Below are 22,409 nucleotides of genomic sequence, written 5' to 3' on the forward strand. Positions count from 1 at the left end.
CCCATGACGTCTCGAAACCTGCTGTCCGCCGCGCTCGCCGCGGTGCTCCTCGCCTCGCCGGTGGCGTTCGCCCTGGATGCGGCGGAGATGAAGAAGGTGCTGGAGGTCATCGACGACCGGCAGCGCAACGGCGGCGACTACAAGTCGCTGGTGTACCTGGAGCAGAAGGAGAAGGACAAAGCGGACACCGTGCGCGAGGCGCTCGTCTACCGGCGCGACGCGGACGACAAGCTGATGATCCTCTTCACCAAGCCCAAGGGCGAGGCCGGCAAGGGCTACCTGCGGCTGGACAAGAACCTGTGGAGCTACGATCCCAACGTGGGCAAGTGGGAGCGGCGCACCGAGCGCGAGCGCATCGCCGGCACCGACAGCCGCCGCGCCGACTTCGACGAGTCCCGCCTGGCCGAGGAGTACGATCCGGCCTACGAGGGCGAGGAGCCCCTGGGCAAGTTCCAGGTGCACAAGCTGTCGCTCAAGGCCAAGGCCAACATCGACGTGGCCTACCCCGTCGTCAAGCTGTGGGTGGACAAGGCGACCAACAACGTGCTCAAGCGCCAGGAGTTCGCGCTCTCCGGCCGGCTGATGCGCACGCTCTACTATCCGAAGTGGGAGAAGCTCTTCAGCGAGTCCAAGGGCGCCGAGGTCTGGTACCCGCAGGAGATCCGCATCTACGACGAGGTGGAGAAGGCCAACTCCACCATCATCCTCATCAAGAGCGTGGATCTGCGGTCGCTGGAGGCCAACATCTTCACCAAGGCGTGGCTCGAGAGTAAGAGCCGATGAGCCCCCGCACGCTCGCCACAGCGGCGGCCCTGGCCACCGCGCTCGCATACCTGCCCGCCTCCGCCCAGTCGCGGCCGAGCGAAGATGCGCTCTTCGGCGGCGACTCGGGTGACCCGAAGCAGACGCCCGCGGCCTCGGCGGCCGAGAAGCCCCAGGCCACTCCCGAGAGCGCCCCGCCCTCCTCCCGCCCGAGCGAGGACAGCCTCTTCGGGAGCACCTCCGCGGACGACGCGCCCTCCTCCGGCTCCCAGCAACCGCCCTCGCCGGCCAACGCCGCCAGCACTTCGCCCGCGCAGCCTCCCAGCTCGGATGAGGGGCCCTCTGGCCATGATCAGAGCCGTGACGAGCAGGCGCTCGACGGCCACGAGACGAAGGAGGCGTTCGGCTCGGAGGAGCACGTCGACGATCCGCTGAAGATCGGCGGCCAGTTCTACCTGCGCGCCATCATCCAGGGGAACCAGGGGGTCTCCGTCAGCAACACCACCTTCTCCGCGCCCACGCTCGTGGATGGCTATTTCGACGCCCGCCCCACGGACCGGCTGCGCGGAATGGTGGTGGGCCGGCTGAGCTTCGATCCCACCCTCTCCGGCCAGAACCCCAGCCTCCAGGGCACCACCAACCCAGCGGATGGCAGCACCAGCGCTCCTGGCGCCACCGTGCCCAACCCCCGCGTCCTGCTGGATCAGGCGTGGCTGCGCTTCGACATCGAGCGCACGGTGTTCGTCACCGCCGGCAGGCAGCACGTGAAGTGGGGCACCTCGCGCTTCTGGAACCCCACCGACTTCCTGTCGCCCCAGCGCAAGGATCCGCTCGCCGTCTTCGACGCTCGCACCGGCACCTCCATGCTGAAGCTCCATGTGCCCTGGGAGTCCAAGGGGTGGAACTTCTACGGCATCGCCATGCTGGACAACGCCGGGCCTGCCTCCACGCTCGGCCGCATCGGCGGCGCCGCTCGCGCCGAGGTCGTCCTCGGGGAGTCGGAGCTCGGCGCCAGCGCCGTGGCCCAGCGCGGCCACAAGCCCCGCTTCGGGCTCGATCTCTCCACGGCGCTCGGGCCCCTGGACGTGTACGCCGAGGCGGCGCTCAAGCGGGGCTCGGACGTGCCGCTGTACCGCCTGCCCGAGGGGGTCTCGCTCCAGGAGCTCATCCAGCAGGCCCAGGGCATCCAGACCCTGGCGGATCTCAAGAACCTCCCCGTGGAGAGCTACTACCCCACGGGGTTGACGCCGCAGATCTCCGGCGGCGCCAACTACACGTTCGCCTACAGCGAGAACGACAGCGCCACCGTGGGCGTCGAGTACTTCTACAACTCGACCGGCTATGACAGCGCCCTCGCCTACCCGTACCTCATCGCGCAGGGTGCCTTTCAGCCGTTCTACCTGGGCAAGCACTACGCGGCCATCTATGGCGTGCTCGCGGGCCCTGGCTCCTGGGACAAGACCAACTTCGTTCTGACGACCTTGGGCAACCTCTCGGACAAGTCCTTCATCACCCGGTTGGACGTGTCCCACCGCGCGCTCTCGTACCTGAGCATCGAGGGCTACGCCTCCGTGGACTACGGCCAGAAGGGCGGCGAGTTCCGCTTCGCGATGGACTACCCGCCGTTCCAGGTCGGCGGCCGCGCGCTGGTACCCGCTCCCACGATCCAGGTGGGCGGCGGCCTGCGCATCAACCTCTGAGTCACAGCGAGCCGCCGCCGCCGTTGCCCATGTGCTCGCGCATCCGCTGGTGCATCTCCTGGCGGCGCTTCTCGCGCACCTCGGCCTCGGCGCTGACAAGCTGATGCGCCGTCTTCTTCTGCGCGTCGTTCAGCAGCGCCTCGGCCTCGTTGTACGCCGCGTCGTCGTTGGCCTTGAGTTGATCCATAAGGCCCCGGGCCTGCTCGAAGTGGGCGCGCATCTCCTGCTCCGAGGGGCGGTTGGCGGCCGGCTCCCCGCCTCCCTTCGCGTCCTGGGGCATCGGCCCACCCATTCCAGGGCCCATGGGCCCCGGGTGCTGAGGGCGCAGCTGCTCCAGCGCCGACTTCACCGGAGCGTTCTTCTCGGCCAGGGCCTTGTCGATGCGCTCCATGCCTGCAACTTGCGCGTCGGTGAGCGCCAGCTCCTGGCGGTGCTCGAGCAGCACCTGCACCCACGTCTTCTGGGCGAAGGGCGGATGGCCCGGAGGAGGAGGCTGCTGGCCCGCGGCCCCTTGGGACTGGGCCAGGGTGATCAGCGGAAACAGCACGCAGAGGGTGACGAGATGACGTCGCATGGGGCGCTCCTTCTCGAGCAAGAGTGGATGCTCGCCAGGGCCAGGGGACTCCTGTCTCTGGGTTCGCAGGAGCAAGGTGCGCCGCGCATGTGCCGCGAAAATGTCCCTCGCATTACGGAGTGTGTCGGGCCAATCCCTTGGTGGCACACTGAGGTACATATGCGCACATGAGGCGCCATCCGCGCTGATCTCGGTATATAAGAAAAAAATAACCCTCCGTGAACTGCGGGCTCGGATCAGGCGATAACCACGAAAATCCCCTTTTTTGGAGCCCGCCCCATGTCCACCAACGTCAGCAATAACGGCGCTAGCAACAATGCAGCCGCTGAGGCCGCACAGCGTGCCGCAGAAGCCGCTGCAGCCGCCCGCCGTGCTGCTGCCGCCGCCGCCGCTGCCCGCAAGGCCGCGGAGGCCGCTAGCAAGGCCGCGGAGGCCGCCCGCGCCAAGGCCGCGAGCGCCGCCAAGGGCGTGGGAGATGCTCGCAAGGAGCTCGTGCACGGCGAGAACCAGCTGCAGAGCGCCAAGCCCGAGCATCGCGAGGCCGCCAAGAAGAACGTGGAGAAGCTGCGCGGCGACGTGGACACCGCGAAGAATCAGCTCAAGACGGCCAACCGCGCCCTGCTCGAGGCCGAGGACAAGCAGCAGAAGGCCCAGGAGGCCGTGGCGAAGACGTCCCAGGGCGCGCAGGACGCGATGACCACCGCCAACACCGCCGCCGGAAAGGTCCCCGGCGCCTCGGAGATCCCCGGCGGCCTCCAGCCCTACAGCCAGCAGGACATCGCCAAGGCGGGCGTGCACGCCAACGAGATCCGCGACGCCTTTGATGGAGCCGACGGCGCCGAGCGCGCCGAGCTGTCCAAGAAGCTGGGCGTGGATGCCTCCACCGACACGAAGGAGATCCAGGCGGGCCTGGACGCCAACAAGGACTTCGCCGCGCTCAAGCAGGATCCCACCAAGGCCAAGACGCTCGACGAGCTGAAGATCAACAGCGGGCAGGATCTGCGCAAGTTCGGCCAGACGCTGGCGGCTCAGGCCGACGGCGCTCCGGGCAAGGCTGGGGCGGGCAAGGACGCTCTCAACCTCAAGGGCGTCAAGGACAAGGACGCCCTGGCCTCCATCATCCAGACCTCGGGCAACACCCTCACGGACAAGGCGAAGGCCACGGTGGGCGGCGAGCTGTTCGCCAAGATGGTCGCCAACGGCCAGGACCCGAACAAGTCCGCCCACCTCAAGGGCGTGGATCTGGCCGTCGCCGTCCAGCAGAACGAGATGAAGGGCATCGTCGACAAGCCCGTGGGCCAGTGGACCGAGGCCGACGCCAACAAGTACACCAAGGCGCTCGCGGACCAGGTCGAGAAGTACAAGGGCGATCCGGAGGCCGTCGAATCGCTGATGACGATGTCCGGCAAGGCCCTGCAGAAGAGCGCCCAGCTCATCGGCCACCTCACCGGAACCGACGGCAACAAGGACGCCGTCCTGGGGCTGACCAACAACCTGAGCCGCATCGGCAACGCCGCGCCGCCGCGCGCCGCCGCGCAGCTGGCCATCGGCATCGCCAAGGAGATCCCCGAGGACAGCGAGCAGCACTACGTCGATGACGGCTTCGGCAAGTTCATCGACGATGGCGGCCCCTCGAAGTTCCGCGACACCATCGCCGCGGCGCTCAAGCAGCAGGGCAAGGACGAGTCCGCCGACGAGCTGGTCAACAAGAGCGCCGGCGGCGGCATTGGCGGCATCGCCAGCGATATCTGGAACGACGTCAAGGGCGCGGGCGAGTTCCTGCTCGACAAGGCGGGGGACGCGGCCCAGGCGGCGTACAACTTCGTCTCCAAGGAAGTGATCGGCAAGCTGGGCGACTCGCTGCGCAACGCGGCCGCCGGCGCGCTCAACATCGACGGCCAGATCGACAAGCTGAAGTCCGAGGGTGACAGCTTCACGGCCAAGGCGGGCGTGGACGCCAGCCTCTTCGGCGCGGACCTGGGCGCGGGCGTGGAGTTCAAGGTCACCAAGACCTCGGACGGCTACTCCATGGAGCTCGAGGGCGAGGGCAGCGCCGGCGTGGCCTCGAAGCTGAAGCTGCCGGGGCTGGGCGGCACGGACCTGTCGGCCACCGGGACGGCCTCGGCCACGGTGAAGTTCGACTTCAAGAACGCCGCGGACGTGGAGAAGGCCTCCAACACCGTGGCGGGCGTGGCCATGGGCGTGGCGGCCACCGCGGCTGGCGGCCCGCTGGCTCCGCTGGGCGCGGCGATGGTGGCCTCGTCCGGCGACGAGCTGGGCTTCATCGGCGACCACTACTCGTCCACCACCCTGCAGCTGGAGCAGAAGGCCGAGGTGTCCGCGGACGTGGGCGACCAGCTCGGGCTGCCCGGCGCGAAGGTGGGCGGCGCGGTGTCCAGCGCGGAGGCCATCGAGATCCCGCGCAGCGGCCCGCCCAACCTCATCCTCAACCAGAAGGTGGGCGTGAACGGCGACCTGGACATCTCCGGCGCCGTGCCCCTGCCCAGCGGCGGGGCGCTCAGCGGAGGCAAGGTGGGCGGCTCGGCGGAGATCTCCATGGAGACCAAGGTCCCCATCAACCTCAGCCCCGGCCAGCTCATCTCGGATCCGGTGGGCGCGCTGAAGACGGCGGGCAAGACGGCCGTGGACGAGTCCACCACCACGCTGTCCGCCAACGTGGAGTTCAACCACGGCGCGGAGATCAGCGGCGGCCCGGTGACGCTCAACAAGAACGAGGGCATGCAGGTGTCCCTGTCCGCCGAGGCCAAGACCAAGGACATCGTGGGCGCGCTGGGCAAGGCCGTCACGGGCGACCTCAGCGGGGCGCTCAGCTCCCTGAACAAGGACACGAAGGTCTCGGGCGAGGTGCGCGCCTTCACGGACGACAAGGCTGGCTTCGAGAAGGAGGGCGTGGACCTCGGCATCGCCTCGGTGGACGTGACCGCGGAGGCCGAGACGCGCAGCTCGCGGATCCTCAACGACTTCGAAGGCTCGCCCTCGGAGCTGCTCAAGAAGTTCGGCGGCGTGATCAACGGGGTGAACTTCAACCAGACGGCCTGAGCCCCGGCGGCGCACCGGCAGCCAGCCGAGGAGACAGACGAGCGGGCGGGCGCCTCGGTGTCATCGCGTCCAGGAGTGAACAGCTTCCTGGACGATGACACCCTGGCTCGCACTCTCTCTCGGCCTGTGGCTTGGGCAGACGCCCGAGCAGACCTCCTCCCTGCCCGCTGACGGCTCGACGCAGGATCCCGCGGCCCTCCAGCTCCGGGACGCCTGGGAGCGGGCGCTGGCGAACGCGGACGCGACCGGCACCGGACAGGGGACCGGCGGCTCCGGGACAGGGGGAACCTCGGACAGCGCGCAGGGGGCCCAGGCCACGGGCTCGAGTGGGGGCTCGAACGGCTCGGCCGGGAACACGCGCCAGCAGGTGGAGCAGCTCCGCGCCCAGGTCCAGTCGCTGCAGTCCCAGCTCGCCGCCCAGCAAGAGGAGAGCGCCGCCAACGCCCAGGGCCTCCAGCAGCAGCTCACCGGCATTCAGGACCGCGCCGCGGGGCTGGAGCGCCTGCGCCAGCAACGCTTGGCCGAGCTGGATCACGCCCGAAACTGGATGGTCGCGGCCGACCAGGCGCTCGAGGTGGGAGACATGGCCATCGGCGATGCGCTGGGCGAGGCGGACTCGGCGCTCGCTCAGGTGCTCCAGAGCGCCTCGGCCACGGGCGGCGGGCAGACGGTGAGCCTCATCGAGGACGCTCGCGGCTTCATCGCCCAGGCCCTGGAGTCCACGGGCCACCGCGACACCCTGCAGGCCCGCCAGTACCTGTTCGCCGCCGACTGGCGCGTGCGCGAGGCCCGGAGACAGAACCTCGACGTACCCAGCGCCACCGTCGTCACCCAGTGAAGGACAGCGCCCCGCCGCTCAGAGCTTCTCGCGGAGGATGAGCAGCCCGCGAGACGTGTCCGTCGCGTAGATGTAGCCGTCTCCCGGCACGGCCACGTCGGTGACGCCCTCGAAGAACGCCTGGCCGCGGCCCGAGTCCGTCTCCTTCCACGTGTTGAAGTAGCCCACCTGGGCCGGCTCGTTGGGGTTGGACACGTCCAGCACGCGCACGCCGTCCTGGTAGTGCGCCACGTAGAGCTTGGTGCCCACCAGCTTCCCTCCGCGGACGGACACCTCCGGGCGCGCCGGCACCTCCGCCACCTGGGTGATGTTGGTGGGCGAGCTGACGTCCAGCACGCGCAGGTGCGCGCCCCAGCCCTCCCCCGCCTCGAAGGCGAGCGTGCGGTTGCCGATGGGGCCCACGTCCACCGTACGCGTGGTGGCGTCCGTATACGAGAAGCGCCCCAGCAGCTTGGGCGCCTTCGGGGTGCTCACGTCCGACACCGCCAGCCCGTAGGACCAGTGGCTCACGTACAGCAGCCCGTTGCGGACCAGGACCTCGTAGGGCCTGTCTCCCAGCACCGGCTGGGTCTGCTCGACGAAGTAGCGCTTGGCCATCACCAGCTCGCGCGGGTTGGTGGCGTCGAAGATGATGACCTCCGCGTTCGGGAAGGGCGCGGCCGCGTAGAGCCAGGTGCCATCGCCGGTGATCGAGCGCACATCGGGCGCGTCCGACGGGAACGACTTGAGCGCGAGCGGCTCCGCCGGGTTCGTCACGTCATAGAGCAGCACGCCCTTCTTGCTGCTGGCGATGTACATCGTCTGATCCTTCACCCAGACCTGGTTCCAGGCGTCGTCCTGGGGGACCAGCTCCGCCACCTTGCGCGGGGCCGTGGGCTTGGAGATGTCGTAGATGTAGATGCCCGCGTCGCGCGCCGACACGTAGGCGTAGCCGCCCGTCACGAAGAGATCCACGGGCTCGCCGCGCGGCAGGGCGAGCTCCGAGACGAGCTCCAGCCCGGAGGCGTCGCTCTGGCTCTCGCCCTCGCGGCGCTGCACGCGCCGGGCCTCGAAGGTCCCGGACAGATCCAGGGCACCGTTGGTGCAGCGGCGGAACCTGCCTTGCACCTGGGTGGGCGAGCTCGAGCTGCAGCCGGCGAACAGGTACTTCATCGGGACCCCGGTGGTGGCCTCCAGCACCTCGCTGGTCACCGAGAACACGTCCGGCTCGACGCGCGTCTCCGAGATGGGCAGTCCGGAGAGCGCTGGCTCCCCGACGTACTTCATGACGCCGGTGGTCCGCCCCCCATCATCGAAGGTGATGTCCATGTTCCAGATGCCCTGGGGCTGGAGGGCCCCGAGGCCGGACCGATCGCACGAGCTCAGATCGATCTTCTCGAGCTCACAGTCGGCATGGGCCACCGGCTCGTCTTTTTTCCAACACCCAGTTGCAAGTACCAGGGCACACACGGTCAGCGAAAAGTGGCGAATCATAGCCCCTTCCATACCGAGTGCGCCGCCAAGACGAAAGTGCTACCGGAGTGGTTGCTTGGTGGCAGGGAAGTACAGAGCTGAGCAAAACCACACGTTATGGTTGAACCTCCCCCTCCCGGGAGAGAGCCTCCATACCTACGTACGCTCCGTCGCCCGACCCCCAGCCCCTGAGGTCGTATCCGTGAACCGACGCTCCCTTGTCGCCATTGCGCTCTTGCTGCTCCTGCCGAGCGCGGCCCTCGCGCAGGTCTTTGTCTATCCACGCCGCGCTGATCGGAGCCAGGTCAACACCTTCGACTTCGAGTGGCGCCACCTGGATATCCTCGTCGGCCCCGGCGCCAAGGGCCTGGCCAAGCCGCCCGAGCGGACCGCCAGCTCGCAGCCGCCGGGAGCGCCCGCCGGCCCCAACCCCAACGTCACCACCATGAGCCCTGGGGCGATGGGGACGCCGGGGTCCGCTGGGCCTCAAGACGGGACGCCGCAGATGAGCTCCACGCCCGAAGGGGGCGGAGTCCAGGTGGCGAGCGCTGGCAGCCCGGACGGTGGGGTGCCGGGCGGAGACGGTGGCATGCTGGGCGGAGACGGCGGCATGCTCGCGAGCGAGTTCGGCCACATGGCCTTCGAGCCTCCGCCGCCTCCCACCGCGGCGTTCTCCCCGGACGCGGGGACGTCTCCGGATGGAGGCCCCAAGTACGCCACCACGCTGGGCCCCGCCACGGGCGGTGTGCGCTTCTTCTTCTACGAGCGTGAGCGCCAGGTGGCCGAGCGCGCCGCCCCGCTCATCGAGGACTCGTACCGCTACCTGGTGAGCCAGTTCCACTATGTGCCCAAGGAGACGTTCCCCTACATCCTCTACAACAGCTACCAGGAGTTCCTGCAGACGCACGTGTTCGCCGTCTCGGAGGGCACGCTGGGCGTCACCAGCACGGAGGATCTGAAGCTGTCGCTGCCGTACCTGGGAGATCACCGGCTCTTCCAGGAGATCAGCACGCACGAGCTGTCGCACCAGTTCACCATCCAGAAGGTGCGCACCATCGCCGAGACCAAGAAGACGTTCGGCGATCCGCTCCAGGCCATGCCGCTGTGGTTCGTGGAAGGTCTGGCCGAGTTCTACGCCAAGCGCGGGTTGGATCCCGAGGCGGAGATGCTCGTGAGGGATCTGATGGTGAACCCGGATCTGGCCAAGGGCTACGCGTTCCTCGACTTCTTCTCTCCCGGGCCGTACGGGTACCTGTGGATCTACAAGGCCGGCCAGGCCCGGTGCACGTTCCTGGAGGAGGAGTACGGCGCGGGCTTCATCCAGCGGGTGCTGGAGGAGTCGCCCCGGCTCATCTCGGGCGGCAGGGACTTGCCGTCCATGAAGTTCGAGGAGCTGCTGCAGAAGCTCACCGGGGATGATCCGAAGAAGATCTCCGCGCGCTTCGAGAACTGGCTGAAGCGGCGGGCCTTCAAGGACTACCTGAGCTCCGCGCAGTCCGCCCCGGCGATGGATCTGATGGAGGAGCGCGAGGGCATCGTCACGGCGATGAACAGCTCGCCGGATGGGCGGGTGATCGCCTACCGCACCATCATCCCGGACACGGGCGAGAGCCAGCTCTACCTGGTGGATCCGAAGGCTCCCCACAGCTCGACCAAGGTAGCGGTCGACGGAGTGCCCGGCGCCGAGTCGCTGCACCCCATCTTCGGGCGCAACTTCGCGCTGACGAAGGATCGGCTCGCGTACGTGGCGGAGGTGAACGGGCGGGACATCATCTACGTGCAGGACTACACCTACACCTCCGAGCAGAAGACCGGGGAGGAGCTGGTGCGCCACAACGCCATGCGCACCGGCTTCCAGCGGCAGACCAACTTCTCGGTCGACATCAGCCTGGGCGGCAAGGCGGCATACCGCGTGGGGCAGCACGGGCTGCTCGGGGTGTCCACGGTGGCCTTCTCTCCGGATGGCAAGTCGCTGGCCTTCATCGGCATCAACGACGCGGGCATCCGGGACGTGTACGTGCTCCGGCTGGATCAGGGCGAGGACGCGAAGCCGCGCAAGCTCACCGACGACATCTACGCCGAGCGGCACATCACCTGGGGGCCGAGCGGCATCATCTACACCTCGGACGCGACGTCCCACCGCTTCTACAACCTGTTCCGCATCAAGCCGGACGTGCCGGGCCAGCCCGAGCGCCTCACCACCCAGGAGCGGGACGAGGCGGATCCGGTGGCCCTGCCGGACGGCCGCATCTTCTTCGTGGCCTGGCGGCACAGCAGCTCGGATCTCCATGAGCTGATGGCGGACGGCTCGATCGTCCGCCGCACGGACGTCACCACGGGCGTCTTCGAGCCGGGCGCCGGCCCCGAGGGCAGCCTGTGGCTGCTGTTCCACCAGTCCGGCGAGCGCCGGCCCGCGCAGCTGGCCGCGACGAAGATGCTGAGCCTGCCCACGGAGGCGTCTCCGCCGCCCGCGCCGCCCGCGCCGCTGGCGTCCATGGCGCTGAGCAGCGCCCAGCCGTACGAGCCCTTTGCCCGGCAGAACATCGAGCTGGGCCCCATCATGGGCTTCGCCGGCGCGGGCACCGGTGGCTTCTACGGCCAGGTCTTCGCCATGGCGAGCGACCGCATGAAGGACCACGCCATGCTGCTGAGCATGGCGATCTACGGCTCGTTCAAGCTGACGGACGGTGTGCTGCTCTACGTCAACCAGGAGAAGCGGACGACGTGGGGCATGGGGCTCTTCCAGTCCCTGCGCTTCCGGCTGGATGAGAGCTTCGCGGCCTCGGGCGTGTCCTTCTTCTCCGGAGAGCGCTACTACGGCGCGATCGCCAACATGCGCTACCCGCTCAGCAGCTTCCTCTACCTGCAGGGAGAGGTGACGGCGGGAGGGACGTCGTACTTCATCGATTCGTACACCGCGTTCCGCCTGCAGAACCCCTCGTTCAACCCCGCGCTGCAGAACCTGTATGCGCCGTGGCTCGCCGCCAACAGCCAAGGGCGCTTCCAGACGGAGCTGACGGGGCAGATCGGCTACAACACCATCCGCTACCACTACGCCACGGGCCCGCTGTCGGGCAGCTCGGCGCTGCTGGAGGCCACGGTGAGCGTGCAGCCCTTCAACTCCCAGGCCTACAGCAACATCCGGCTGGATCTGGAGCGCTACTTCCAGATCTACGGGCGAACCAACATCTTCATCCGCGCCGCGGGCGGCACCACGCTCGGCGGCATCTATGCCCGCTCGTACTTCCTGTCCAGCTTCGACACGCTGCGCGGCGTGAACTTCGCCGATGAGCGCTGGCTGCTCGGCCGCCACTTCGGCTACTCCACGACGGAGCTGCAGGTGCCGCTCAATGATCTCATCCGGATCGCGTTCCTCAGCGATCTGGAGGCCATTGCCGGCGTGGACCTGGGCGCCGTGGGCAACACAGGCCGGGTGCTGTGGGATCACCGGGTGCTGGACGTCGTCGCGGGCTTCAACATCGCGCTGGGGCCCTTGCTCATGCGGCTGCACTTCGCGCGGCCGCTGGATATCGGCGCCGCGGCGGGCAAGCCGGATCCGAACTGGGTGACCAACTTCTCGATCGGCATCGCCGGGCTCAACGGCTTCTTCGATCGGAAGGGGGAAGGCGACTCGCGGCCACCTCCGGGCCTCCCACAAGGCGCCTACATGGGCGGCGGGGGGATGCCTGGGCAGTGAGCGACGCTCTCAGGGGGCGGTGGCTGGACGCCCGCCCCCTGCCCCACCCCGGGCTCAGTGCGCGAAGAGCCAGCGCCGCTTGTAGGCCTTGGACAGGGCGAAGAAGACCACGACGAGCGCGGCGAGCCCTCCGAGCAGCCACGCGCGCCGCGGCGTCAACATGCCCCGGGCCTGGCTCTCCCACGCCAGGAGCACCAGCGCCCCGAGCGCCCACGCGGCGAACGGGTTGTGCTCCTTCTTGATGGCCCGGCCCAGATCGAACCGGGCGCGCAGCTTGCCCTCGTACGCGGGCGTCAGCCGCGGCACCCAGCGCGGCACCTTGGCGAGGAACTCCTCGTACGGCGCGCCGAACTGCCGGCGGAGGAAGTCCTCCTCGGCTCGGATGATGAAGAAGTACTCCCCGAAGAAGAACGCGAGCCCGCCCAGGTACACCCACGGATCATGGGCGATGAGCAGCAGGCCCAGGCAGATGCCCAGGTTGCCCACGTAGAGCGGGTTGCGCACGTACGCATACGGCCCGCGCGTGTTCAGCGTGACGGCCTCGAGGACATCGCCCTGGCCGCTGGTGCCCTCGGGGACCTGCCCCAGCGTGTAGAAGCGCAGCGCCTGCCCGGCCAGCGCCACCGCCAGGCCGATCCAGTTGAGCGCGGCATCCGCTCCCGGGCCGCCGGGGCCCGCGGCTCCCCGCGAGCGGGCCAGCAGGAACGCCAGGCCCACGATGACGGGCACCGGCGTGAAGCTGCGAAGACGGAAGAGGGTTTGTCCGAGGCTGAGGGTCCGTGCCGCCATGATGTGGCCCCGCCTACCACGGAAGCCGGCCCCGTGTCCCCCCTACCGCCACGGGGCGGCCCCACCCACCAGCGGGCGAGGAACCAGGCTCAGGACTGAGCGGCCACGAGCGCCGCGTTGGCGCGGGCCAGGGGCCCCCCGTCGGGCTTGGGGATGCGCTCGAAGTCGCCTCGCAGCGCCTTGAGGGCGAACTTCTCCAGATCGATCTCCTTGCGCGTGCGCACCCCACCCAGCGCGCGCACCAGCTCGGCCAGTGGCCCGAAGCCCATCAGGCCCTGCTGGAGCATCAGCCCCGCCGCCACCTCGCCGAGGATCCGCCAGCGGCCGCCATCCCGCCGGGCCAGCCACAGCCCCAGCAGCGCCATCGCCGAGCCCACCACCATCACCGCCCGGTTGAGATCCCATTCCCGCTCGAGCTTCTCGAGGTAGTGACTGATCTGCGAGCGCTCCTGCTCGGCCATGTGGCGCACGCAGCGCTCCACCCGCTCGTCAATGCGCTTGTTGACCTCGCCGGGCGCGTGCGAGCGCACCTCGTCGGTCGCTGTCTGGTTCCACGACTCCATAACCGGCTCCCTCGCTGTCTCAGTCACACCGTTCTTTCAAAGGTAGGGGTGGAACCGAGCCGCTCGCCGCTCCCGGTCCAGAGCACCGGCCCCCCTGCCGAAGAGCAGGCAGGCAAGCCCCTTGGCGCGGAAGGAAAACCTTTTCGTACCCGTCCCCGCTTCTTGCTCCGCACGCACGGTGTAGCGGTTGGGGAGGGAACTCTCCTCGCGAGGATGAGAGGGGCGGCACCCCATTCCGCCCCGCGGGGCTGGGACGAAGGCCTGGGACAACAGGGCACAGCCCTTGCTGAGCATCCAAGCGATGAGACTCGCACGGCCGCTCCTGATCGCCTCCCTGACCTTCCTGTTCGCCTGCCAGAGCAGCCAGCAGAGCGAGGAGCCATCGCTCCCCGCCCCCTCGTCCCACGCGGAGCCCGAGCAACCGCCCGCGCCGACTCCCGCTCCTCCGGCGCCGCCTCCGGTGGTGACGCCTCCCAAGCCACCCGAGCCGCCGCCACCCGCGCCGACTCCGCCCGAGCCGCCGTCCATCCCCGAGGCCCAGCGGCCCTTCGTGCTGCCGGCGGTGCAGTCGTCCGTCCAGGACTACGAGCTGGTGATGCCGGACGAGGTGCTCCAGCGGTTCATGGCCGATCCGGAGACGCCGGACCAGGACGCCACCTTCAAGGCCAACGGCACCACGTACAACGTGAAGGTCCGCCTGCGAGGCGCCTCGGCGCGCACGTTCCCCAAGAAGAGCTGGAACGTGAGCTTCCCCAAGGCCACGCCTTTCGAGGGCCGGACCTCGCTCAACCTCGTGGCCGAGTACGCCGATGCCACGCTGCTGGCGGAGAAGATCTCCTATGACATCCTGGCCGCCATGCGCGTGCCGGCGCCGCAGACGAAGTTCGTCCGCGTGACGGTGAACGGCATCTACCAGGGGCCCTTCCTCGACATCGAGCAGGTGAACAAGTCCTTCCTCAAGGCCCACGGCCTCGCGGATGCGGACGCCACCATCTACCGGGCGGGCTGGAAGGACAGCGAGTTCAAGACCTGGAAGGTGCCGTACCAGGGCGACTGGGTGAAGAAGACGAACGAGCAGTCCTCCGACGATGCGCTCCACGAGGTGCTCGACATCATCAACCACACCCCCGAGCCGCAGCTCTCGAGCGCCCTGGGGCAGCACCTGGAGCTGGAGTGGCTGCTGCGCTCCATGGTCATGGACGCGCTGATGTCCAACGACTACGTGGAGGACTCGGAGAGCTACTTCATCCACGACAAGGTGACGCAGCGCTGGGTGTACGTGCCGTGGGATCTCAACAACGTGGACGCGCGCTGGTGGTACCCCATCCCCGCCGATCAGGCGCAGCCCTCGGTGCGCCATCCGCTCTTCCCGTTCACCCTCACCGACGCGTGGACGCAGAAGATGTACGACCAGCGCAAGAACGAGACGGAGGCCTACCCTGGCTATCTGCCCGTGTTCTCCAACCTGGGCAGCCGCGTGGTGCTGAACCCGGAGCTGCGCGCACGGCTCGTGGTCTATCTGCGCAAGGCGCTGGACGAGTTCTTCAAGCCGGAGGTGATGAACCCGTACATCGACGCGCTCCACGCCGCGGTGGATCCGTCCATGCACAACGATCCGTACATGGACTACGGGCGGTTCAGCGTGGGCCACACGTTCCTGAAGAGCTACGTCACCCAGCGCCGCAAGTTCGTCCTCTCCGAGCTGAACCGGTACGCCGCGCGGAAGCCGGCCCTCGTCATCGAGGAGTTCGACCCGCGCGAGGGCGCCATCGTCCTGGGCAACCGGAGCAGCCAGCCCCTGTCCCTGGCCGGCAAGACGCTGACCACGAACCTGCGCGTGAGCCTGAGAGAGCTGGTGAGCCAGCCCACGGCCACGGTGCTCCCGGACGTGACGCTCGCCCCGGGTGAGCAGCGGCGATTCACCGCCGCGGAGCTGGGGCTGACGTTCCCGGCGAAGGGAGAAGTCGGCGTGTTCGACGGCGTATCCGTGGTGGGCTTCTTCGACGCGCTCTTCTATGGGGCGCTGCCCGACGGCCAGCGCTACGTGCAGGGTCCGAAGGGCTGGGAGGCGCACTGACGGAGCGCGGCTATGCCGCCCAGGCCCGCTGCGGTAGGCTGCCCGCCGCATGGCGATCGAGAAGGCGCTGCTGCTCATCGCGGACATCGGCGGATACACCCGCTTCATGAAGCACCACCGCTTCGGCCTCGCGCACGCGCAGGACACGGTGGCCCAGCTGCTCGAAGCAGTCATTGATGCCGCTGGCCGCTTCAAGCTCGCGAAGCTCGAGGGCGACGCGGCCTTCTTCTACGCCGTGGGTGAGGACTTCACGGCCTTCTCCCGGCACGTCGCGGACATCCGCCGCGCCTTCGTCTCCAAGAAGGAGCAGCTCATCGTCGACCGGATGTGCACGTGCGAGGGGTGCATGCAGGTGGCGGGGCTCACGCTCAAGTTCGTGGCCCACGCAGGCGAGATCGCCTTCCAGAAGGTGAAGCGCTACACCGAGCTGGCCGGAGTGGACGTCATCCTCGTGCACCGGATGCTGAAGAACGACGTGCCCGTGCCCGAGTACGTCTTGATGACCGACGCCGTGCTCGGGAAGCTGGATCCCGAGCTGCGCCGGTTCGCCCACGGCATCGAGCACGAGTTCGAGAGCATGGGCCGCACGGCGACGCACTACATCGATCTGAACGAGATCGCCTCGGCGCTGCCGCAGAAGCTGGCGCCCAGCCTGCCGCGCAAGCTGTGGCACAAGGCGACGAAGGAGCTGCGCTCGCTGCCGTACCTGCTCGGGCTCAAGGAGCCCTGCCAGGACTACCGCAACGTCGAGGTTGTCGACTCGCCCAAGTCATGAACGGCCGCCGAGCCGGGCCTCGAGCTCGTCTCGGAAGTAGCGCAGGCCCTGCTCGAACCGGCCGAGCCGCACGAACTCGTTGGCCCCGGAGCGCAGCCCGGACTGGATGGACTCGCCCATGGCCATGTCCTCCTGCACCGCCCCGAGCAGGATCTCGATGTTCTTCTGCCAGTAGCGCGCCGCCTTCTCCGTCGCCGGGAGCTCGGGGATCAGCGTGAGGGTCCGGTACTCCGTCACGTCGGGCCCCATGGGGAACGCGGTGCTCACCGACACGTGATCCGGTTGGACGAGGATCAGCACATTGGGGAAGAGCTGGAACAGGATGTTGGCGTGCTTGCGAAGCTCCCACCCCTGCTCCGGCGTCCCGGCCAGTGACTCGATGGAGCGCTTCGGGAAGATGGCCCGGATGTGCGGGCGGAGCGGATCCACCAGGCCCACGTTGTTGAAGAACAGCGGGTAGATGGACTCCCGGTGCGCGTACTTGAGGTGGTACGCCTCCAGGAAGATCTCGATCGCGATCTTCCAGTTGAGCTTCTTCTCGATCCGGGACGGCTGATAGGCCACGTGCTTGTCCAGCCCGAAGCCGGCCAGCTCCGCCGCCACCGGCGCCAGGAACGTGTCCACGTCCGGGCCTCCCGGCTCCAGCGTGACCCACAGCAAGCCCAGCCGCTCCGCCACCGGCACGCGGACCAGCCCCACCGACTCCGAGGGCCGGCTCGGGAACCCGGCTTCGTCCGGCACCGCGCGCAGCCGCCCCGTCGAGTCATACGTCCACCCGTGGTACGGACACACGAACGCCTGCTTGCGCCGCCCCTGCTCCTCCGGCACGAGCCGGGTCCCTCGGTGGCGGCAGACGTTGAGGAAGCACGTCAGCTCGCCCGAGGCCGTCCGGCACAGCAGCAGCGGAGTGCCCGTCGCGTTGTGGGTGCAGTAGTCCCCCGGCTCGGCGAGCTGCGACACGTGGCCGACGAGCAGCGGCAGCTTGCGGAACAGCCGGCGCTCGGCCTCGAACCGCTCCGGCTGGAGGTAGGGCGCCACCGGCAGGCGGGACTCGTCCTCCACCATGTGCGTGGTGCCCGCGCGCAGGTGCTCCAGCACCCGGTGGATCAGCTCGACCTGCTTCCCATGCTCCACGGCGGTCCTCCCGGCGCGTCGGCGCTCGCTCCGCCTCTCAGGATGAACGAGCGCTCACGGTGGCCGCAACCCCACCCGGAGTGCGCGAGGGCTCAGCCCCAGGGCCGCAGGATCAGCAGGTAGAGGGGCAGCGCGACCTCGAGCAGATAGGTCAGCACCGCTCCCGGAATCTGGATGGCCTGCACGCCACGCATGATCCCCACCGCATGGAACAGCCGCGACAGGATGATCGCGCCTCCGAAGATGTGGAGCACGATCGAGGAGCCACCGCACAGCTCAGCGGCCAGGAGCAGGAGCAGGAGCAGCGGCACGTGCTCCACGCTGTTGCCGTGAGCGCGGATGGCGCCCGCCAGCTCTTTATGGCCTCCGTCGCCGAGGAAGACGTTGTACTTGCCTCGCAGGCGGCTGACGTTGACCCCCAGCCCCAGGATCACCAGGGAGTTGAGCGCCGCATAGAGCGCCGTCACGGGGACTGCCATCAACGTCGTGCCAAGAATCGGGTTGGCCATCGCGGTTTCACCTCGTCACAGGGAGTGAGCCCCGACCATAGATGCGTCCTGTCCTTCAGGCACCGTTTTGGCCAGCACTCTTCCCCGGGGAGGGTGTCCTCGGCCCACCGTCCCCAGGCCAGACGCTCTGATCACGCCTTGACAGTCTGGATCCCGGGGGCGGACGATCGCAGGAACCCATGTCAGTGTCCTCCCAGAACGAGCCGGTCATCTTCAGTCAGATGTTTGAGGCGCTGATCATGCACGCGATGCGGGGCAAGCTCGGCCCGGACACGATGCGCAAGATCGAGGCGGCGGGGATTGATCTCAGCCGCCCGCTGCTCGTCGCCTACCCCCTCACCGTCTGGTACGACGCGGTGTGGACGTGCGCGCAGCTGCTCTTCCCGGAGCTGCCGCGCACCGAGGCCATCTACGCCACCGGCCGCAAGGTGGCGGACGGCTACAGCCACACGACGATGGGCAAGGCGCTCTTCTCGGGGCTGCGCAAGCTGGGCTGGCAGCGCGCGCTGGGGCAGATGGCGCGCTCCTTGCGCACCGGCGGCAACTTCCTGGCCTCCCACGCCAACGAGCTGCCCACGGGAGACCTGGAGATCACCCTGGAGATCCTCCCCGAGTTCATCCCCGCGCTGGGCGGCCACCCCGGCATTGACTCGAGCTTCATGCGCGGCTTCCTGGATGCGTCAGCGGAGCTCATCCGCGGACCGGACTCTCCCAAGTTCTCGCTCACGGCGGCCGATCCCGCGGTTCGCAAGGCCACCTTCCTCCTGAGGGAGAAGGCCTGAGGCTCAGGGGTGCTCGCGCACCACCCGCGCCGCCGTTGACACCAGAGGCTTGGCACGAATCAGAATGCTCCATGCAAGTCCCTCCGCAGAGCCAGCTCGGTGGCAGACTCAAAAGTCCCCTGTGGCATTGTCTTCTTGGAAGCTTTGCATTTCTTGCAATCATCCCACTGGCATGCGTGTCGCCGAAGCCTCCTCCAGGCGTTGTGCGCTTCGACCCCACGAATTTTCCAGACAGTGTTGACGGTCCGATTATGAAATGAGTCTTCTCGTGGAGAGCACAGAACCCATTCCTCCGGACAACCAAGGCGAGCGAAGGTGTAAGGCTCCCGCGTTCGTGAATGATCCGCGTTATCCACAGCGCAGCCTCCAGTACCGCTACTTCCTCCACAATCACTCTGCCGTACCCACCAATATCTCTGACAGAGACATTCGCGCGGTCATCAAGAGCGCGCTAATCCATGGCAAGTCCGTCGAAACAAAGGAAGGAAAAATTCCCGTTGCTGTCATCGCGTTCATCTCGAACACCTACGAGCCCTCCCCCAACTCCTGTGATGGCTTCTACGAGTATGACTGGGGCAGTCCCAAGGTAATGAAGTGGACCCCCGACGAGCACGGCGTGTGGCACAGCAAGAAAGCTGGCAGCGTCACCTGGATTAACGAAACCGAGTTTCAGTTCGAGCGGGGCGAATAGCTTGGTGCTCGCCACAATCTGAATTCAAGGTGCCCCATGAGGACAGGAAAGCTATTCTTTGGAATTACTGTCATTCTCTCTGGCTGCGTGCTCCAAGGCACACGCTCATCCGTGATTGAGAACGACACCTCCATTGCCTTCCCGCAGTTCTTCGCGCGCCCCGCAGTCAAGGTTGGAGGCGAGAGCGTACCCTACGAGGTCGATGGTGTGACCCTTCGGGCCATCATGATCGCCGCCAATGATTTTCTACCCCCTGACAAGAAGGAAAAGCAATGCTGGGATAGGCAAGAGGCGTATCAATACCGGGTCATTCGCCAGGGGGACATCCTCTTCGTGGATATCTCCGAGGACATTCAGTATTGTGGTTTGAAATACGTATCGGTGGACTCAGGCGCGCAATATGCCATCAGCTCTGACGGCCGAATCCTGCGACGCCTGATCGGCGCGGAGCCCGAGGGTCCTGTGAGTCCAGCGCAGCCCGAGGCTGCTAGCCAGAAGGTCCTGACAGCACCGGACGCGGGGGCGGATCCGATGCCTCCGCCGATGCCCGAGCCTGCTCCTCCGCAGGCTCCCGATAGCGGCGTCCCAGGCACGCCACCATGATGAACTGGCTTTCGCGATGAAACTCAGGGGTGCTCGCGCACCACGAGCAGCCGCCGCGAGCTCAGCCCTCTGTCATCCGTGACGAGGATCTCGTGGGTGCCCACCGAGGGCGTCCACCACAGCCGCTCGTCCGCCTTCGCCTTGCCCAGGAACTTTCCGTTCACGAACCAGGACAACTCCCGGTCGTGCGCCGTCTCCGCTTCCAAGGGCACCTCCTGCTGCTCCGGCGACATGCCGGGGATCAGCAGCGCCACCTGGCCCTCGGCCGGCGAGAGGATCTCCGGCGCGTGCTCGGCGCCTCCGGGCTCGCAGCCGGGCGCGTAGGCGGGCGGCTCGGGCAGGCTGCGGTGCTGCTCCGTCAGCCAGCGGCGGATGCTGGCGGGCCACGTGAGGTACACCCGCGACTCCGTCTGCCGGCCCGCCCGGCACACCGGGCTCACCGCGAGCCCCGACTTCGCATCCACCTCCACCTTCTGGTGGTACGGGCACGGCTGCGTGGGCACCGAGGAGCGCCGCGCGTACACCTGTCTGCGCTCCTTGCACGCGTCCGTGGGCAGGTGGCCCGAGTAGGCGCACACCTCCACGAGCGTGAGATCCGGCGGAGGCACCGTGTCCTCCTTCACGGCGGCGCGCCCGCGGGGGCCCACGGCCTCCAGCAGATCGAACAGCAGCGGCCCGGCCGCGTCCGCGCCCACCAGGTGCACGCTGGGCGAGTTGTCGAAGTTGCCCAGCCACACCACCGCCGTGTGCCGAGGCCCCGAGCCCGCCGCCCACGCATCGCGGTGGCCGAAGCTGGTGCCCGTCTTCCAGTGCACCTGCGCGGGCAGGCCGGTGAGCTGGCGGCGCGTGGGGAAGTCTGGCCGATCCCTCAGGGACAACGAGTGCCGGGTGAGCCACGCCGCGCCCGGAGAGAACAGCTCCCGAGGCTCCGCGGCGGGCCTGCCCTCCTCCAGCACCTTGAGCGGGCGCGAGCGGCCCTCCTCCGCGAGCGCCACGTACACCCCAGCCAGCTCCAGCGGAGTCACCTCCAGGCCGCCCACGGCCGCGGACAGGCCGTAGTAGCCGGGATCCGGCCGCAGGCTCTCGACACCGGCCAGGCGCAGCGTGCCCAGGAAGCGCTCCACGCCGAGTTCCTTCAACAGGTTCACGAACGGCAGGTTGAGCGACTGGGACAGCGCGTACTCCATCCGCACCAGCCCCATGAAGCGCCCGTCGAAGTTGCGCGGCGCGTAGCCGCCGTAGGACTCGGGGATGTCCGCCACGAGGTGCTCGGGCAGCACCACGCCTCGATCGATCCCCATCGCATAGAGCACCGGCTTGAGCGCCGAGCCGGGCGAGCGCGGCGTGTCGAAGCCGATGATCTGCCCACCATGCTGGGTGTCGAAGAAGTCGAAGCTGCCCACCAGCGCGAGCACCTCCGAGCGCTCGTGGTCCACCACCACCGCCACGCCGTTGTGGATGCCCTTCGTGGCCAGATCCGGCGCCGCGTCGCGCATCAGCCGCTCGGCCAGCCGCTGGGTGCCCGCGTCCAGCGTGGTGCGCAGCCGCCCCAGCTCGGGCCGCTGGGCCCGGAGCCACATGGCCGCATGCGGCGCCTCCCGAGGGAATGGCGTCAGGTCGCTCGGCACGGGCGTACTGCGCACCTCCGCGAGCACCGCCGAGGGCGCGGCCTTGGCCTCCGAAGGCCCCAGCGGGAGCGCCGTCTCCACCAGCAGCCGCCGCGCCACCTCGTCCCGCGCCGCCTTCAGCCGCTCCACGTTCTCCGGCGTGGGGAAGCGCCGGTTGGGGTTCTGCGGCACGGCGAGCAGCGTGGCGATCTCCGCTGGGCTCAGGTGCGTGGCGCGGTGCCCGAAGTACGCCAGTGACGCGGCCTCCACTCCCTCCACGTTGCGCCCGTACGGGACGAACTGGAGGTAGCCGGCCAGGATGTCGTCCTTGGACAGGCGCAGCTCGAGCTGCATCGCCCGGAAGGACTCGATGACCTTCGACACGAGGGTGCGCGGCCGGGGCTCCAGCACGCGCACCAGCTGCATGGTGAGCGTGGAGGCCCCGGACACGCGGCGCCCCTTCGTCACGTTGGAGGCCACCGCGCGCACCACCGCCAGCGGATCCACGCCCGGGTGCCACGCGAAGCGCTTGTCCTCCAGCGCGAGCAGCGCCCGGAGGTAGGCCGGATCGATGTCCCCCGGCCGCGTGGGGATGCGCCACCGCTCGTCCGGAGCGAGGAAGACATGGGCCGGAGTGCCATCCCGGTACTCGATCACCACCGAGTGCGGCGCCGCCAGCCGCTCCGGCAACGGCACGAGCCACGCCGCCGCGCCCCCCACCCCGGCCAGGGCGAGGAGCAGCAGCAGCGCGACGGCGAGCCGTCTCTTCGTGATGCGCGGCAGACGCATGGGCGGG

The 22,409-nt window shown here is 68.4% G+C and carries 17 protein-coding genes; 10 read left to right on the forward strand and 7 right to left on the reverse strand.

Annotated features, from left to right (window positions below; genetic code table 11):
- Window positions 1-3 precede the first annotated feature (3 nt).
- On the forward strand, window positions 4-783 hold the full coding sequence (locus ACJ8AT_RS38070; protein WP_407742893.1) for an outer membrane lipoprotein-sorting protein: 780 nt from the start codon (window positions 4-6) through the stop codon (window positions 781-783).
- Window positions 780-2,462: a hypothetical protein gene (locus ACJ8AT_RS38075; protein ID WP_407742894.1), complete on the forward strand. Its 1,683-nt coding sequence runs from the start codon at window positions 780-782 to the stop codon at window positions 2,460-2,462. The genes ACJ8AT_RS38070 and ACJ8AT_RS38075 overlap by 4 nt, the downstream gene beginning before the upstream one ends.
- 1 nt (window position 2,463) lies before the next feature.
- On the opposite strand, the gene ACJ8AT_RS38080 is transcribed toward ACJ8AT_RS38075, so the two are convergent.
- Window positions 2,464-3,036: a Spy/CpxP family protein refolding chaperone gene (locus ACJ8AT_RS38080; RefSeq protein WP_407742895.1), complete on the reverse strand. Its 573-nt coding sequence runs from the start codon at window positions 3,034-3,036 to the stop codon at window positions 2,464-2,466.
- A 279-nt stretch (window positions 3,037-3,315) separates the two neighbouring features.
- Here ACJ8AT_RS38080 and ACJ8AT_RS38085 point away from each other — a divergent pair, with 279 nt between their 5' ends.
- Window positions 3,316-6,096, forward strand: coding sequence for a hypothetical protein (locus tag ACJ8AT_RS38085; RefSeq protein ID WP_407742896.1), 2,781 nt, complete (start codon window positions 3,316-3,318; stop codon window positions 6,094-6,096).
- A gap of 94 nt (window positions 6,097-6,190) precedes the next feature.
- Window positions 6,191-6,934 (forward strand): hypothetical protein, encoded by a 744-nt coding sequence (locus ACJ8AT_RS38090; protein ID WP_407742897.1) that lies wholly within the window; start codon window positions 6,191-6,193, stop codon window positions 6,932-6,934.
- 18 nt (window positions 6,935-6,952) lie between these two features.
- Here ACJ8AT_RS38090 and ACJ8AT_RS38095 read toward each other — a convergent pair whose 3' ends face one another.
- Complete coding sequence (locus ACJ8AT_RS38095; RefSeq protein WP_407742898.1) at window positions 6,953-8,335, reverse strand: LVIVD repeat-containing protein; 1,383 nt, start codon at window positions 8,333-8,335, stop codon at window positions 6,953-6,955.
- Window positions 8,336-8,588: 253 nt separating this feature from the next.
- Here ACJ8AT_RS38095 and ACJ8AT_RS38100 point away from each other — a divergent pair, with 253 nt between their 5' ends.
- Window positions 8,589-12,083: a tolB protein precursor protein gene (locus ACJ8AT_RS38100; protein ID WP_407742899.1), complete on the forward strand. Its 3,495-nt coding sequence runs from the start codon at window positions 8,589-8,591 to the stop codon at window positions 12,081-12,083.
- A gap of 54 nt (window positions 12,084-12,137) precedes the next feature.
- Here the strand turns inward: ACJ8AT_RS38100 and ACJ8AT_RS38105 are convergent, their stop codons facing one another.
- Window positions 12,138-12,872 carry a methyltransferase family protein gene (locus ACJ8AT_RS38105; RefSeq protein WP_407742900.1) on the reverse strand — a complete coding sequence of 245 codons (735 nt, stop codon included), beginning with the start codon at window positions 12,870-12,872 and terminating at the stop codon, window positions 12,138-12,140.
- Window positions 12,873-12,961: 89 nt separating this feature from the next.
- Entirely contained in the window at window positions 12,962-13,435 is a 474-nt protein-coding gene (locus tag ACJ8AT_RS38110) for a hypothetical protein (protein ID WP_407742901.1), read from the reverse strand.
- 301 nt (window positions 13,436-13,736) lie between these two features.
- Between ACJ8AT_RS38110 and ACJ8AT_RS38115 the strand changes: the two genes are divergently transcribed.
- Window positions 13,737-15,512 (forward strand): CotH kinase family protein, encoded by a 1,776-nt coding sequence (locus ACJ8AT_RS38115; protein ID WP_407742902.1) that lies wholly within the window; start codon window positions 13,737-13,739, stop codon window positions 15,510-15,512.
- Between the two features lie 49 nt (window positions 15,513-15,561).
- Complete coding sequence (locus tag ACJ8AT_RS38120) at window positions 15,562-16,287, forward strand: DUF2652 domain-containing protein (protein WP_407742903.1); 726 nt, start codon at window positions 15,562-15,564, stop codon at window positions 16,285-16,287.
- Here the strand turns inward: ACJ8AT_RS38120 and ACJ8AT_RS38125 are convergent.
- Entirely contained in the window at window positions 16,282-17,421 is a 1,140-nt protein-coding gene (locus ACJ8AT_RS38125; RefSeq protein WP_407742904.1) for an aromatic ring-hydroxylating oxygenase subunit alpha, read from the reverse strand. The genes ACJ8AT_RS38120 and ACJ8AT_RS38125 overlap by 6 nt on opposite strands.
- Before the next feature lie 92 nt (window positions 17,422-17,513).
- Window positions 17,514-17,930, reverse strand: coding sequence for an MAPEG family protein (locus ACJ8AT_RS38130; RefSeq protein WP_407742905.1), 417 nt, complete (start codon window positions 17,928-17,930; stop codon window positions 17,514-17,516).
- A 179-nt stretch (window positions 17,931-18,109) separates the two neighbouring features.
- Here ACJ8AT_RS38130 and ACJ8AT_RS38135 point away from each other — a divergent pair, with 179 nt between their 5' ends.
- From ACJ8AT_RS38135 to ACJ8AT_RS38145, 3 genes are all read left to right on the forward strand, one after another.
- On the forward strand, window positions 18,110-18,712 hold the full coding sequence (locus ACJ8AT_RS38135; protein ID WP_407742906.1) for a DUF2378 family protein: 603 nt from the start codon (window positions 18,110-18,112) through the stop codon (window positions 18,710-18,712).
- 334 nt (window positions 18,713-19,046) lie between these two features.
- Entirely contained in the window at window positions 19,047-19,403 is a 357-nt protein-coding gene (locus ACJ8AT_RS38140) for a hypothetical protein (protein ID WP_407742907.1), read from the forward strand.
- 111 nt (window positions 19,404-19,514) lie between these two features.
- Entirely contained in the window at window positions 19,515-20,006 is a 492-nt protein-coding gene (locus tag ACJ8AT_RS38145; RefSeq protein WP_407742908.1) for a hypothetical protein, read from the forward strand.
- Between the two features lie 23 nt (window positions 20,007-20,029).
- Here the strand turns inward: ACJ8AT_RS38145 and pbpC are convergent, their stop codons facing one another.
- On the reverse strand, window positions 20,030-22,402 hold the full coding sequence (pbpC, locus tag ACJ8AT_RS38150; protein WP_407742909.1) for a penicillin-binding protein 1C: 2,373 nt from the start codon (window positions 22,400-22,402) through the stop codon (window positions 20,030-20,032).
- Window positions 22,403-22,409: the final 7 nt, after the last annotated feature.

Origin of the sequence: Hyalangium sp., assembly GCF_045802625.1 — a bacterium.
Taxonomy (GTDB): domain Bacteria; phylum Myxococcota; class Myxococcia; order Myxococcales; family Myxococcaceae; genus Hyalangium.